This window comes from Vibrio sp. 10N.261.51.F12, assembly GCF_041471725.1.
In the GTDB taxonomy this organism is placed as follows: Bacteria; Pseudomonadota; Gammaproteobacteria; order Enterobacterales; family Vibrionaceae; genus Vibrio.
On the sequence record NZ_JBFROV010000035.1, the window covers coordinates 89,403 to 103,478 of the forward strand.

Consider the following 14,076-nt stretch of genomic DNA (forward strand, 5'->3'; position numbering starts at 1 on the left):
GCATGATGCCAGATAGACGCCATTCAACCAAGTCACTAATGACGGAGCAGACAATATATTAGGACGATTAAAGACAGAAGCTTTAGGGGGCATAGTTATTATGGTCATGGGCTTACGTTTTTAACGTTAAGAGTAAAGATTCAAATATTTCGCTTTAATCAATGTCGATGTCACGCATTAACTTGTTAATGCCCCAAACCGTCTTACCTGCATATGCCTAAACGCTAAGCCTTAAATTATGTCAGTAAGGGGGATATGCAATGCATGAATTTTTTGTACAGTCCTTGTAACGGAACGGTAATCAGGGATTGAAGGTATGAATAAGCGTCATAAAACACAGTGGCAGTTTGAAAAAAGCGGTGACAATCTGGTTGTTGGCCACCTCAACCATTGCCCGATATCGCCCGAGGAATTGGCCTTAACCACTAGTCAGTCTCCTTATGTCATTCAAACATTCGATAGTGGGCTGACGGCCGAGGTTTATCGTATCCGCCTTGATGGCAAAGACTTCACGTTAAAGAAAAAACGTCCAGTCGCCCGTGTAAAAAATTTAGATGGTCAGTTCTCGTTCCTTAATGAGGTGCAACGTCGTTCTGATTTTCAAAAGGTTAAGGATGATCCCGAGACTTCAGAGTCGTTCAAGTGCATTGTTGAAACGGTATATGCAGATTATCGCCTTGGTATTATTTTATCTGATTGGATTGAGGGTGAACCAATAAAACAGCTTACGCCTTCACTTCTGTCGCAGCTATTTTCTACATTAAGCGCGTGTGAAAGGATTGGACTGTTCGAGTGGGATTTGTGCTCTGGGAATTTATTGAATGATGATAACCAGCAGCTGTGGTTGTTTGATTTTGGCTATATGTATCCCTTTGATCCACTGACTGAGCTGAACAGTAACGGGGTGGATGATCCTCGTTTCCAATTCTGTGAGCGCTTTGAAACCCGATTTTTCTCAGGATGGATACTAGAGCAGGGCCATTCACATCGACAATCGTTAGAGGCATTTCGCCGTGTCAAACAAGCTGCAATGAATGCGTTAGAGGAAAAGCAGGCTTGGCTACAAGGTAACAATGCCAGTCTTGAAGTCATCGGCTTTACTGAGCGACTAAGAGACCAATACCGAGCAGCGCTTGAGAGCGATGAGGCGCTAGACAAAATATTTACATTAGAGATGTTTCGCTCACATGTCTTAGATATTGAAGACGACCTTGATGGTAAGAGCTGCACACCGATTACAATCCAACGTGTTAATGTCGTCCTCGATATGATCGATGAATTTTACCCGGTCCTGAACGATCAGGGGGCGCTGTTTTACCACAATGAAGGGAAAACCAAGCTAGAGCTTATCGAGTCTTATCAGGAAAAGTTAAGATTGGTGATGTTATATCAGTTGTAGCGGCGCTCTAGGGTTACGCATTGATGCGTTTGTTTCTTTATATATTTCTTTCTTTATGTATTTGTCCCTTTACACATAAGATGAGGGCACTAAACGCATAAGCACTTTGCTCAACGTATCCAATGTCTATGCCATCAATCTATTCCAATTCACTGAAATGGGTCTACTCTAAGATGATGAGCGACTTAATCGAAAACTATCAATGAGTTAATTATGGACCCATTAACGCAGGGAGTGCTGGGGGCATCGTTGTCCCAATCGGTGAGTAAAAAGCAACATATGGCAGTGGCTGGACTGCTAGGGCTGCTTGCTGGAATGGCGCCAGACTTGGATGTTCTCATTCAATCATCAAGTGACCCGCTGTTGTTTTTGGAGTTCCATCGACAGTTCACGCACTCTTTGTTTTTTATCCCCATTGGCAGTTTAATTTGCGCGTTAGTTTTACATTTACTGTTCGCAAAAAAACGCGGACTCTCGTTCAAACAAAGCTGGCTCTATTGCGCGTTAGGCTACAGCACTCATGCGCTGCTTGATGCCTGCACATCTTATGGTACCCAGTTGTTTTGGCCGTTCACTAATGAGCGTTATGCCTGGAACAATATATCTATTATCGATCCTATATACACACTTCCAATACTCATATTGCTCGTATTGGCAACGTGGAAGCGAACCCCTTGGTTTGCTCGTATTGCGTTTCTTTGGGCGTTGACTTATCCAACGCTGGGGCTAATACAAAAAGAAAGGGCTGAAGCTGCTGGTTGGCAATTAGCAAAAGAACGGCAGCACGAGCCTATCTTGCTGGAAGCCAAACCAAGCTTCGCTAATATTTTGGTATGGAAAGTGATTTATGAAACAGACCAGCAGTATTATGTTGACGCGGTGAGGGTGGGCACCTCGGTGAAAACATACCCTGGTGAATCTATCGCAAAGTTGGACGTGAATCGAGACTTCCCATGGCTTGACCCGAATTCGCAACAAGCCCAAGATATTGAGCGCTTCCGATGGTTCTCAAACGGATTTTTAGCGCAAGACCCCACCGATGAACTGAGTATTATGGATGTGCGATATTCAATGGTTCCTAACCAGCTTAAAGCGCTGTGGAGCATTAAGTTATCGCCTTCCGCCACGGCGGACTCACACGTGGAGTACACCACTCATCGAGACGTTTCTCCAGCGGACAGAGATGTTTTTCTTAGTATGCTTTTCGATTTCTAGCCCATTCATTGCTGACCGTACTTGATATCTCTAAAAAATCGCCTTCTTTTTATCCTTAAAATAGAATACCGCCGTGATTGAAAGGAACAAAAATGTAAAGTAGTAGAAAAATGAAGAAAGGGAGGCTAAGAAATCGATATTTTGTTCTATTTCTTGCGCGGTGTAACCCTGAGACACCAATTTATAATAGTAGGCATATAAAATACCAATCAAGCCGTATCCTAGGTTAAATATTAGACCTTTAAAGCTTAAGACAGTGGCTCTGTTGTGCGACTCGGTTTTTTTATTTAGATGATAACTAATAAAAATATTCATTGTCATAATGATAAATATTAATACCAGCGCAGGTATCACCCCATAGACTGACCAGCCTAAACTGATCCAATAATAGGTTGCCATGGTTGCAAAACCCATCACCGCAATGAACGTTTTAGGCGCCATACTTTCCGCAAGCCGACGGCTTTGTCCGGCCAGTACTATTTTAAGTAAACTGATCCCCGCCCCAATAAAGCCGAAATAGAGAATAGGGATATCAATAGCGAGATAGTATTGGCTGTTCATGGTTAAAAACATTCGCGAGGTATGTTCAAATAGGCTGTAGTAGAGCAATATGAATAGCACATAAGGTGTCGAAAATACCCATTTAGCCGTATTTGCCGTTAGCTTAAGGCTTGCCATTGTCGTGGCCAGTTTGTTGCTGCCGCTTGGTAGTGTTTTTTTCTCTTCTTGCATGCTTATCGCGGAATAAATGGCAACGATCGCGACAAGGAGGGTGGCATAAACGGGTATGCGCATTAGATCTTGCGTACTGTCTGGCTTGGCTAACCCGAGAAAATGATAAATGTTAGTCATAAAGTCAACATCGTACATCGCAGCGCCGACCAGCGTGACAAAGATACCGATGCTTGAGGCGATGCGAAGCTGGATTTGTAGGACTCGCGGCCACAGCGCTTCTTTGCCTTGCTCTTTTAGCGTGTCGTAAGCCAGCGCTTCATCGGCACCGCTAGCTAACGCCATCGCAAGGCCGCTTAATATTCGATTGATCAAAAATACGATGAACACCAAATTGGGGTTCCCTGTTGGTACCACCGCGATCATGGCGATTTCAACAAACATGACAATCGAAGATAATACGACGAGTTTTTTTCGACCTAAGGTATCGGCAAATGCCCCGGACGGAACCTCAGCCAGCACAATGGTGGCTGCCCAAACCACGTTAAGCATGGCGAATTGAGAAAGGGTTAGGCCATAATCTAAATAGAGTAGGGTGAAAATAGGGTAATAAAAACGCGCAAAGTAACTGCTTCGAAACATGATGAAGTAGCGAACATTACGAATTTGAAGGATTTCTTTGAGCGTCATGAATTTATCTGCACTTTGAGTAATACCTCATTATGTATATACCGTTTGGCTCATTAAATCATGGCTTTATTGAGAAAAAAGATGAACTTCTTATTTAATGGTCATATTAACGGGGTGACATTTCAACCTTACTTCGAGTGGTTCACTGCATCTAAGAGTGTGGTATTTCCTTCCATGAGCGGAGATTGAGTTGAATGAAGTCAACGCAATGAAAGAGTACAGATGCTTATATACAGCGTGTATGAGAGCATCATCTTATACCTGAAGTACTTAATACCACGATTCAGGGACTGGCGTATCATCAATAAATAGGTCTTGGTTTTTCTTGAGAAACGCAGTGGTGATATCAGCCATTGCTTTTGCTTGGGCGAGAAAGACTTTCGCTTCTCCTACTTGTCCCCAATGACCGATTCCAAGATCGATAAACGGCTTTTCTAGCTTGCCATAATTCTCATGGATACTCTTCACGGGGCTTTTGTGGCGATGTAGGACGGTATTGATGATGTGCTCACCTTTTCTTATTTTGATGGCCTCTGGGTTAGCATCGATTCTATGAGGGATACCACACCACTCTTCAACACCATGGATATAGGTATTACGTGTTAGCGGGCAGCCAAGAAATAGAATTTGAGCGTCAGTATCATACAGCTTTCCCCATGCCCCATATCTTGGGCAGGGTGACGTGGCGTTTTCTTCTCCTGCAATAAATTGCGCGGCGCCGTTACCTAACGTGGCAACGGAGTGGGTAGGGTGAAGCGACCGAATGACCCCAGCTCGATGTCGGAACATTTCACTCAATATGCCCACGCAAGACGGTTCTTTGTCTGGGTCAAAAATGCCACTTGCAAGATTGTGTTTATCCCAGCTGTGCGTCGGTAACACCAGTAAACCGCCTGCCATTATCTCTGACAAGGCGTCTAATACAGTGTCTGCGCCACCTTCAACAGGCCCAATAGCCTTCATTGATGAGTGGACAAGTAGGACACCATTGTTATCAATGCCAAGGGTATTGAGATCATTAATAAGGTCTTGTTTCGTGAACATCATGACAATTACTTCTGTGTGGATAGGCCGTCATTGTGACAAAACGAGCAATGAAAAACTACGATCTACATTGAGCTTTGCTGCGAATGACCTTAACGAAATAATGTGATGTGCCTTGACCACTTCGATGTTGATAACAGAGCCATCGATTTTAAGGCATAAAGTATATTCTATTGTATACTTTATGTTGTGGAGGGATGAATCATGATAAACACGAGCGGTTAATTATCTTTTACTCATGATAATAATTGATTGAATATGAATTTATATAACGTCACTAGCTACCGGTGTAGTGATTTTATATAAATGGGCTCATCCGTGAACCTGAAATTCTTAGGCTAATTAAAATTTCCAGCCAACGGTGAGTCCAGCTACGGCGTCAGATTTCACGTAGTCAGTCGATTTGTGGTAGCTGACTTTTGCATCCGTATAAAAGCCAACAGGAGCTGTCCAACGCACACCCACTGAAGGTACCGCCGAGTGGGAGCGTTCTCTATCACTGATGTCAGCTATCTTGTTTTCAACCGATTGAAACTTATAATCAAGACCAACATACGGCTTAAGTTTATGATTTGATAAATCAAACGTATGGCCTACTTCAACGCCTAAGTTTAATGCACCACCAGAAATATCACTTTTTTCACCAGCAATACTTGAATCGCCGCTTAGGTGTGTATAGCCAGCGTTGAATGACAGCATTGAGTTCATGTCATAACCTAACTCAATTTTAGGTGCGGCAATGGCTTTATTACTATCATGCTGCTCAAAGCCGCCAGCAACACCAGCGCCAATTCTGAATCCAGAATTATCGTCGGCAAAACTAAATGAAGAAGCGGAAAGAAGTGCGATGGTTAATAGTGTCTTTTTCATATTATTTACTCTTGTTTATTTCGATGTAATTACATTGAATGAAAATAGTATGCTCAGTGCGTATAAGCGACGGCAGCATAAAATCGTAATACCTTGTTTGGGTGTGAGAAATATAACAGTAGAATTTGAAATAGCAGAAAACAGTAGGAACTTGACTTCGGTTTTAAAGTATGGATACCGATCTATACTTAGAGTAAAAAGTCATAATAGCCATTTAATGTCCGAGGTGAATAGCGGTGATTGAAAGCGAACGATGTGAGAAGGCACTTATAGCGTATTTAAATCATACTTATAGCGACGAATCAGGATGGGCTCACTGTTGCCGCGGATATGAACATTTTGTAGTGCGACTTATTGAGTCGTTGCGTAAGACGATAGATCAAAGGGAGGGCGTGTTAGTTTAGGATAGTTAATAGTTAATAGTTACTAGCCGGATACTGAATGTGCGAGACGTCAAACGAGCAGCCGTGTACCTATCGACATTGACCGAGGATCACGTCGATAGGCATTTGCCTATTGAAAGCTATTAGGGGAGGTGTGTTGGACGTTTATTGATATTCACAATGCCGTTGGGATTATCGGCATGTTTGTTTTGGATGCGACAAGCGTTAGGTCGAATATAGCCGTTACGAGTGTTTTCTTATTTGACTGACATAGCTCACATGTAAACGATTCAAGCGACTATATCCGAACATCATTTTAGGCGTTGACCGTTGTCAAACGACAAAATCTTAGCGTTATTCATTTTGTATCCCGTTTGTGCCATTTCAGATTCCACGACATGTGTTTCCATTGTGCCGACAATCCAAATCGGGTCATTATACCACTGCATCGGTAATGGCTTATCTGGCTCAACGTACACGATTTGATTTGGCGGCGGCGGGGGAACATGCACACACGCGCCGGAATATGGGACTAACAAAAATGCTGTGATGCTTTCATCATCTCCTTCAATAGGGACGAGATAGCCTGGTAGTTTAACTTGTTTCCCGTCTAATTCATCAACCGTACGAAGTAAAGCCTCATCAAGCATTTGAGGGGCTAGCTCCTGTCCGTCGTGTTGCACTCGTTTGTTCATGACAGAACGGGTAAAGGATAAATCCGCTTGTGGAATGAGTTGATCCCAGCTGAGCGTTTCATTAGCATTTGCGGTCAATGGCATCAATGCAATAGCGACCAAGAGCTTAAGTAGAATCTTCATAGTAATGTTCCTAAATTGATGATTAAACGAAGACCAAGAGCGTTCGTTCAATAAGCCAGTAACTGGACAAAATTCCCATCGTATAAATAACGCAGGTTGTGATATTGCGGCTTATTCGTGCGGTTAGGAGCGTGTCAAAAAGCTGTTGTACAGAGCGAACGGTAACCAATATCACCATGACAAACAGGAGCTGTCCTATCTCAACACCGACGTTGAAGAAGAGCAGTGCAAGTGGAATTTCTGAATGTGGGAGGCCAATATCGAGCAGAGCACCAGCAAAACCAAGGCCATGCAATAACCCAAAGGAAAATGCAACAACCCATGGCATACGAAAGGTTAATCCCTTGTTGCCACGGCGAGCATAAATGACCTCGCAGCACAAAAACACAATGGATAGGGCGATAGTCGCTTCGACTGGCTCAGTGGGTAACGATAAATAACCAAAGGTGGCCAACCCGAGTGTCATACTGTGGGCAACCGTGAATGCAGTAATGGTTTTTATTAAGTCGCGGCCTTTACTGACAACAAACAATAAAGCCAAAACAAATAAGAGATGATCGAAGCCCAACATAATGTGCTCAATGCCAATGCTGGTGTATCTTTTTGCGCCTTCAATCCAAGATCCTGAGCTTGCGGAATAATCAATTAAATCTACCGTTATCACGCCATTTTCTCGCTTACTCAAAACGGTCACTGGCTCACTATCTTTCCAGTCTACCGTTAACATTGCGCCTTCTCGTTCCCAAGGTAGCTGCAATTGGTCATTGATAGTGAGTCGGCTGTCGCAGTTAAAGTGGTAGCGGATCTCGCTAGCACCGTACTCACCAGCAGCATCACCGATGTACTGACAATGTTTAGGTAAGACCGGCGTATGGATATAAGGCTGATACTCCCCAGGAACCTTAACAACGAATTGATATTCTCCTGAGGTCGATAGTTCAATAAGATCTGAATTGTCGATGCCTAATGTGTGGGCGGCCACACTGCTGTTTAGGAGCACCAATATTAAAAAAGCAAGATAGCGAACAAGACTAGTCATTAGTTTCACCTTTTTTCTTAATTGGTTGAAGCTCAACACGGTAATCTGGTTTTATTTCATCAAGCTCTTGTTGCACTAGCTGTTGGTTTTGAGCGTTGACCCAAAAGGTTTCAACCCATTGTTTGGATTGTTCATAAGTTGGCATTGAAGTAGGGCGTTTTTGTGTGACGCGGAAAAAATGGGTCGTTCCATGGCTCGATAATATTGGGCCATGCCAAGCCGTACCGTCAGCCTCTAGAATGGCCTTGGTCATTTCAGCATCGAAGTGGTTAAGCAGATTTGATTTATCGAGATATCTCATGACTGGTGCATTATGGCTGTCAAAATCACCAATATTACGGTGCTCTAGCCCTGCATCTAGCTGTGTTTTGAGATCTGTAGGGACGTCATCGGGCTCTTTAAATTGAATATGGTCAATGTCAACGGTGGCTTGATTGGCAAATAGGTCAGGGTTTCGTTTGAAAAACTGTTTAAGTTCTTCTTCCGTCGGCGTTTCTACGCCGCCTGAAATGAAGTAGCGCATATTTTGTAGCAAGAGGTCGCGCACTTTACTGTTGGTCACATAACCACGTTTAATCGCCTCTTGAAATAGAATCTCTTCATCAATATAGGAAGCTAATGCCGCGTCGCGTTGCAATACGGTTAATGGCTCTAACTGTCGGCTTTGAGCAGCTTCTATAATTTGAGTTTGACGAGATGCATCAATGAAGACGACTTGTCTATCATCACTATCAACATAACGATGAGCGGCAAAAAGACCAGCGGCGACCAATAGGAAATGAGCTAAAGGTTCGCGGTACAACTGACTTAAGAAGGTGACGGTGTTTTTGTCAGGTTGTTGGCGGTTTTTGTCAGTCATATCGTTATTCCTAATTAAGTGACTTGCGTTTGATTGCTGGGTCGAGAAAGGGCGCCACGTTTGCTTTGTGGCGCGGTCATCTATTACTTTTCTGGGTTATAAGCGTGGTCTTGTCGTTGAGGATCCAAGTACATAGGGTCTTCGATACCGTCTTTCTTCGCCGCCATACCAGCAAACATGCTGCGGATAATACGGTCCATCAAGATGCCTGTGGTGTCATGCGCATCATCAAGAAGCGGGTTGTATTCATTAAACTCAGCTGCAACTAAGTCAGTCCCGGCACCTATTACGCGAATCATGTGCATGGCTTCTTGGGCAGTCAGACCTCCTGGTTCTTGAGTACCGACGGCAGGGGCTGCTGAGGCATCAACTACATCTAAATCGAATGAGAGGAAGACCTTTTTCCCTTTGGTTTCTTCAAGCACACGTTTGATTACGTGCTCCCACCCTTTTTTGTCGACTTCAGCTTGGAAGTGGAACTTAAAGTTATTGTCCTTCATGTACTGAAGATCACCTTGACTAGGACCAAAGCTGCGTAAACCCACTTGAATGATGTCTTCACCGTTCAACAACCCGTAGTCAACGGCGCGAGCAATCATAGAACCATTGTGAACATAACGGCCCATGCCTGCGGTCAGTGCATCATAATGAGAGTCAAAATGTATGAGGGCGACATTGCCTTTGCCGTATTTTTTGGCTAATGCGGTTAGCATTCCATACATCTGTATATGAGTGCCGCCGATCGCAACCGGCATGACATCGGCATCCAGCACTTCAGTCGCGACGACGTGGATCTCTTCCAAGCTTTTTTCACTGTGGCCATAATGTGCGTTGACGTTGCCGTAATCGGCGACGCTAATCATTGGAAAATAGGCCATACCGTTCGTTTGGTCAGTCGCAGACCCGACCGTTGTATAATCAAGAAGCGTCCGCATTTTATTGGCGGCGTATGAGCCACCGCCGATAAAGTTATCGTCGATGGTCAGACCAAAGACAGCAACGTCTGGTTTACCTGCTTTCAAGTCTTCGGTATTAAATGCCATCGGTGCACCAAAAAATGTTGGGAATGCATTTTTCCCGTTCATTGCAGCGACGTAACGTTGTGGGTTGATTAACCCCGGTTCACGTTTTGGGTCTTCAGATGTGTCACGACGAAGGACAAACACATCCTCTGTGCCATCCATGTTGACATTGAGCACACTGTTGTTGTCAGGGTCTTTCCATGGCATCCATTCTGCTGGGACCCCTTCAGGATAGGTTGATGGCCCTTTGGGTGTAGGTTCAACATCGCCAGCCTCAAAGCCAGCAGCAAACAGGTTCATGCTGATACTGACCGCCAATGTACTGAGCAAAACCTTTTTCGTACAAAATTTCATAAGAGAACTCCGGTTTATCTATTGTGTAGAAATCGCAAAAACCGATGTGGATTGCTGATTTGGTGTTGATTTTAGTTAATCAATGACCAACAATAAAAAACGATAGGTTCGGTTTATACGAACACTTAGCATCAAGAATAAGAGGGATTATGTTTAATTTGGATCAGATGGAAGCACTTGTTGCCACTTACGATGCTGGCACTATGGTTGAAGCCGCGCGCCGATTAAAAAAGAGTAAGAGCAGTCTCAGTGTCATGCTGAGCAACCTTGAGATTGATCTAGGGGTAGAAGTGTTTGACCGTAGTCGTCGTAACCTGCAACTTACCGATGCGGGCAAACAGTTGTATGAGAAAGCCAAAGTATTATTACGCCAGGCCGAGCAGATAAATCAGTTTGCTCAAGCGGTGGCTGGTGGTTCAGAGCAAGAGCTTCGCATCGGGGTACAAAGCGAAATAACCCTGCAGGATTTAGCAAAAGAAACTCAAGCGCTTAAAGCCGAATTTCCTCATATACGCCTACTCTTTATTCGTGACACCGACCAGCGACTTGAGTCTCGATTGACGGATCGAGAGCTAGATATGCTAATCAGAAAAACCGTGGAAGGCGTGCCGCAGCACTTTAATTTTTATAATATTGGCACATGCGAGTCATTGCTGGTGTGCGCACCGGACCATGAACTGAACTCAGGCAACAATATCGTTTTTGAAGATTTACTTCTTTTCCCCCAGATTTACTTGTGCTCGGATAACGACGCGGCAGTTGATATCTTAAAGGGAGCAGGCGAACGTATTGACGTACAACGTCTACTGGATCAAGTACAACTGATTGAGCAAGGGTTTGGTTGGGGGTTTGTTACACGAAGTCTGGCGGAAGACCAAATCAATCAAGGAACATTGGTTCAATTCTTCCCTGAATTTTCGAACAGTGGAAAAGGTATTTTTATGCTCGAAGCACTCAATAATAGTGGCGATCAAATAGGACCAGCCCAAATGTTTTTACTCAACGAGTTGAAAAAGCGTCCATAACAAATAGAGTGTGGCTGGCCGGTTATAACTGTCTAAAACATGGTTAGCCACCCACTTTTTCGGTCAATAGAACCAATGTTGCCAATGCGCTGCAGGTAAATATCCATGAGCCTAGTATTCGTATAGCCGTGTGCTGCCACGCACAGTGGAGTTTACTACTGAACAAAGCAGTATTAAGCACAACAGCAAACACGCTGATAGTGGTTCCCAAATGGCTCACTAATTTTTCTGAGCCAACAAGCAGACTCTGTTCTGAATCCATTCCCAAGACTAACCCGACTAATGCGGCAGTTGAGCACACAACCCACTTATTCAGCGTTGTCCTTAACAGCAATAGCGCACCAAAACCAACAGAAATTAACATTGTGGGAACCGCCATTATCTGTTGATTCACTAACTCGGAACAAGCAAGACCAAGGACCAAACCCAAGAGTAAGGCCAAGATACCAAAAGCAAGGTCATCCTTAGGTTGCCTGCCGAACCACACACCGAACGCTAACAATCCAACAATATGAGCAGGAATGAACAGTGGATGAAGCAATCCATTGTAAAACTCACCAAACCCTTCTATTGGGCTGTGCGCCATTGCCACTGAAGGCGATAAAAGTAACGTCACCAATAACGACTTCATTGAACGGTTCATATCATACTCCGCTGGATTAGGGTGATGACAAAGCCAACACCAGCAAGGGAAATGGCTGCACCAAGCGCTTGGATTGCAATTAACCTAGAATACTTCTGTGCGACGAGAGCGATGCCGACACCGAGAAGGTGAAGCAAACCGGTTGAGGTGACAAAGCCCAGGCTAAAGTTGAGTGGCGCCATTGTGCTCGGTAAGTGTGTTCCGTGCGCATTGCCATGACAAAGTGCAAAGAACCCTACAACTAAGTAAGCAATAGGTAGTGGGGGACGTTGCTTGAAAGCAATCATTAATCCCAGTATGACTGAAGATAATGCAATGCCAGTTTCAACCTGTGGTAGCGCAATGCCCATGATTCCAATGGTGGCACCAACAGCCATCATGAGTGGAAAGAGTACGGGTAGCATCCATGTCGCAGGCTTGCTAAGGAAGACACCCCACAACCCAACCGCGACCATTGCAAGTACGTGGTCCAGTCCAAATATAGGATGCATAAACCCAGTACCAAAAGCACTGTGGGTGTGAACCACTTCATGAGCGCTAACTGCGCCACTTAAAGGCAATAACATCAATGGAATGATGAACTTATACATTGTTATATTCTCGTGCAATGAATTGAGTATTCAATATAAGAGCATTGCAAGAATATTCATAAAACCTATTGTTCGTGTTTATAGAACGATCGATGGTGGTCCGTCATTGCGGATAATGCCCAGTTACCTATACGAGAGTGTTAGAATTGTCGATGTACGTAAAGGAACTTACGATACATCGCGGATTTCGGGAGGGCAACGCCTCGCTACGTGGTTAAGGAAATGATGATCCTATTATTAAATAGACAGCACTTAACCCAGTCTCGACACGAGCGTAGGATAATATGACAGGACCAATAGGGGAGTCTATTCCTGCGTATAAGGCACTGCTTTTATACATTGGTGCTTTGTTGATACTGAGTTCTGTGTCTTGCCAAGCTCCGCCATACTCTGCTGATAAGCCGAGGTAGACAGGAGAATGAAACAGACCAAAGTCGTTGTCGAACCAACGGTAGCGGTAAGTTAGCCCACTATATGCTTTTTCTTTACCCATAAGACTGTTTTTAGGAATGCCAGATAAATTTAAAAATCCCCCTAATCGTGCAGGGTTAATAGCAATATTGTTGGGGTGGGTATCAATTAATGAGTACTGCATTGTGCCACTAAACGTGTGTCGACCATAAGTTTGTGTTGAAAAGATTTCTGCATTCCATTCTTGTGTTTTGGATGTGTCAACACTCGTCACTGCTTGTGGAGCAATGTAATGATCGTCTGAAAGCAAGTAACTTAGTTTTACCTTAAAACCTTTAGTCGGCAAAGTTTTGTTGTCTTGGGTATCTAATTCGTATCGTGCGAATAAACCGGCTCTATTGTAATCAAAGCCGTCAATGGAATGGATTGGAGTCAACGAGGTTTCTCCTGACTGAACGCTACCCCCTAATTTAATTTCTTGCCAAAATGTGGGCTGAAATCCAGCTGAAACTTCGGCCGATAATGAATTTTGTGTATAAGGAAAATAGTCATTTTCTGCTTCTAAAGCAGGTGAAGCTCCGACGTTACCCCGCAAAACGTTTCCTCGTTCAGAGAGGAGTTTCGCGGCGACTGAATAAAATAAGGTTTGATTGGTGGTGAGCGGTGAGTAATACTCGTCTTCCAGACGATTACTGGTCCCAAGTTCAAGGTTTAAACGAAGTTCACTGCCTTTTTTATCTAAGCCAGTAAAGTTAGTGCTTACCCCTATAGAGTAAACGCTATTGGCATTAAAATCTTCTTCAACATGAAATCGAAAGTCAACATAGTTGGGGCCCCATCTTTTTTCATTAACATCAATATAAAGCAGGGTCTGATTTGTCTGAGTGTCAAAATGGTAGCGGATTAACTCAAAGTTATCTAACGCGTAAAGTTTATTGACTCGAGTTTCAAGTTCCAGAGCACTGTACGTGTTCCCCGTTTTTATATTTAGAGTACCAATCAGTACATCTTCACTATAGTGGGGGCTTTGTTTCCTAAATCA

At 43.8% G+C, this 14,076-nt stretch carries 13 protein-coding genes; 3 read left to right on the forward strand and 10 right to left on the reverse strand.

Features of this window, described 5'->3' with window-relative positions:
• Positions 1-316 precede the first annotated feature (316 nt).
• Both AB4405_RS18215 and AB4405_RS18220 read left to right on the forward strand, forming a co-directional pair.
• A complete protein-coding gene (locus AB4405_RS18215; RefSeq protein WP_372062217.1) occupies positions 317-1,399 on the forward strand; it encodes a phosphotransferase in 1,083 nt (360 codons plus the stop codon).
• A 213-nt stretch (positions 1,400-1,612) separates the two neighbouring features.
• Entirely contained in the window at positions 1,613-2,614 is a 1,002-nt protein-coding gene (locus AB4405_RS18220; RefSeq protein WP_372062218.1) for a metal-dependent hydrolase, read from the forward strand.
• Between the two features lie 30 nt (positions 2,615-2,644).
• On the opposite strand, the gene AB4405_RS18225 is transcribed toward AB4405_RS18220, so the two are convergent.
• From AB4405_RS18225 to AB4405_RS18255, 7 genes are all read right to left on the reverse strand, one after another.
• Positions 2,645-3,976 carry an MFS transporter gene (locus tag AB4405_RS18225; protein ID WP_372062220.1) on the reverse strand — a complete coding sequence of 444 codons (1,332 nt, stop codon included), beginning with the start codon at positions 3,974-3,976 and terminating at the stop codon, positions 2,645-2,647.
• 270 nt (positions 3,977-4,246) lie between these two features.
• Complete coding sequence (locus tag AB4405_RS18230) at positions 4,247-5,023, reverse strand: AAC(3) family N-acetyltransferase (RefSeq protein WP_372062222.1); 777 nt, start codon at positions 5,021-5,023, stop codon at positions 4,247-4,249.
• A 339-nt stretch (positions 5,024-5,362) separates the two neighbouring features.
• Positions 5,363-5,890, reverse strand: a complete 528-nt coding sequence (locus AB4405_RS18235; RefSeq protein ID WP_372062223.1) for an outer membrane beta-barrel protein — start codon at positions 5,888-5,890, stop codon at positions 5,363-5,365.
• Positions 5,891-6,584: 694 nt separating this feature from the next.
• Entirely contained in the window at positions 6,585-7,091 is a 507-nt protein-coding gene (locus AB4405_RS18240; protein ID WP_372062224.1) for a DUF3299 domain-containing protein, read from the reverse strand.
• 22 nt (positions 7,092-7,113) lie between these two features.
• On the reverse strand, positions 7,114-8,130 hold the full coding sequence (locus AB4405_RS18245) for a HupE/UreJ family protein (RefSeq protein WP_372062225.1): 1,017 nt from the start codon (positions 8,128-8,130) through the stop codon (positions 7,114-7,116).
• Entirely contained in the window at positions 8,123-8,989 is an 867-nt protein-coding gene (locus AB4405_RS18250) for a peptidyl-prolyl cis-trans isomerase (protein ID WP_372062226.1), read from the reverse strand. Before AB4405_RS18250 ends, AB4405_RS18245 begins: the two co-directional genes overlap by 8 nt.
• 83 nt (positions 8,990-9,072) lie before the next feature.
• Entirely contained in the window at positions 9,073-10,365 is a 1,293-nt protein-coding gene (locus AB4405_RS18255; RefSeq protein WP_372062227.1) for an arginase family protein, read from the reverse strand.
• 149 nt (positions 10,366-10,514) lie between these two features.
• Here AB4405_RS18255 and AB4405_RS18260 point away from each other — a divergent pair, with 149 nt between their 5' ends.
• Positions 10,515-11,390 carry a LysR family transcriptional regulator gene (locus AB4405_RS18260; RefSeq protein ID WP_372062228.1) on the forward strand — a complete coding sequence of 292 codons (876 nt, stop codon included), beginning with the start codon at positions 10,515-10,517 and terminating at the stop codon, positions 11,388-11,390.
• A gap of 43 nt (positions 11,391-11,433) precedes the next feature.
• Here the strand turns inward: AB4405_RS18260 and AB4405_RS18265 are convergent, their stop codons facing one another.
• The 3 genes from AB4405_RS18265 to AB4405_RS18275 form a co-directional block, all read right to left on the reverse strand.
• Positions 11,434-12,033, reverse strand: a complete 600-nt coding sequence (locus AB4405_RS18265) for a HupE/UreJ family protein (RefSeq protein WP_372062229.1) — start codon at positions 12,031-12,033, stop codon at positions 11,434-11,436.
• Positions 12,030-12,623, reverse strand: coding sequence for a HupE/UreJ family protein (locus AB4405_RS18270; RefSeq protein WP_372062231.1), 594 nt, complete (start codon positions 12,621-12,623; stop codon positions 12,030-12,032). The genes AB4405_RS18265 and AB4405_RS18270 overlap by 4 nt, the downstream gene beginning before the upstream one ends.
• 214 nt (positions 12,624-12,837) lie before the next feature.
• Positions 12,838-13,629, reverse strand: coding sequence for a hypothetical protein (locus tag AB4405_RS18275; protein ID WP_372062232.1), 792 nt, complete (start codon positions 13,627-13,629; stop codon positions 12,838-12,840).
• Positions 13,630-14,076: the final 447 nt, after the last annotated feature.

Excerpts from the sequence above, each read along its gene's own strand:
- AB4405_RS18215 (WP_372062217.1), top strand. The coding sequence starts at position 317 with ATGAATAAGCGTCATAAAACACAGTGGCAGTTTGAAAAAAGCGGTGAC.
- AB4405_RS18220 (WP_372062218.1), top strand. The coding sequence starts at position 1,613 with ATGGACCCATTAACGCAGGGAGTGCTGGGGGCATCGTTGTCCCAATCG.
- AB4405_RS18225 (WP_372062220.1), bottom strand. The coding sequence starts at position 3,976 with ATGACGCTCAAAGAAATCCTTCAAATTCGTAATGTTCGCTACTTCATC.
- AB4405_RS18230 (WP_372062222.1), bottom strand. The coding sequence starts at position 5,023 with ATGATGTTCACGAAACAAGACCTTATTAATGATCTCAATACCCTTGGC.
- AB4405_RS18235 (WP_372062223.1), bottom strand. The coding sequence starts at position 5,890 with ATGAAAAAGACACTATTAACCATCGCACTTCTTTCCGCTTCTTCATTT.
- AB4405_RS18240 (WP_372062224.1), bottom strand. The coding sequence starts at position 7,091 with ATGAAGATTCTACTTAAGCTCTTGGTCGCTATTGCATTGATGCCATTG.
- AB4405_RS18245 (WP_372062225.1), bottom strand. The coding sequence starts at position 8,130 with ATGACTAGTCTTGTTCGCTATCTTGCTTTTTTAATATTGGTGCTCCTA.
- AB4405_RS18250 (WP_372062226.1), bottom strand. The coding sequence starts at position 8,989 with ATGACTGACAAAAACCGCCAACAACCTGACAAAAACACCGTCACCTTC.
- AB4405_RS18255 (WP_372062227.1), bottom strand. The coding sequence starts at position 10,365 with ATGAAATTTTGTACGAAAAAGGTTTTGCTCAGTACATTGGCGGTCAGT.
- AB4405_RS18260 (WP_372062228.1), top strand. The coding sequence starts at position 10,515 with ATGTTTAATTTGGATCAGATGGAAGCACTTGTTGCCACTTACGATGCT.
- AB4405_RS18265 (WP_372062229.1), bottom strand. The coding sequence starts at position 12,033 with ATGAACCGTTCAATGAAGTCGTTATTGGTGACGTTACTTTTATCGCCT.
- AB4405_RS18270 (WP_372062231.1), bottom strand. The coding sequence starts at position 12,623 with ATGTATAAGTTCATCATTCCATTGATGTTATTGCCTTTAAGTGGCGCA.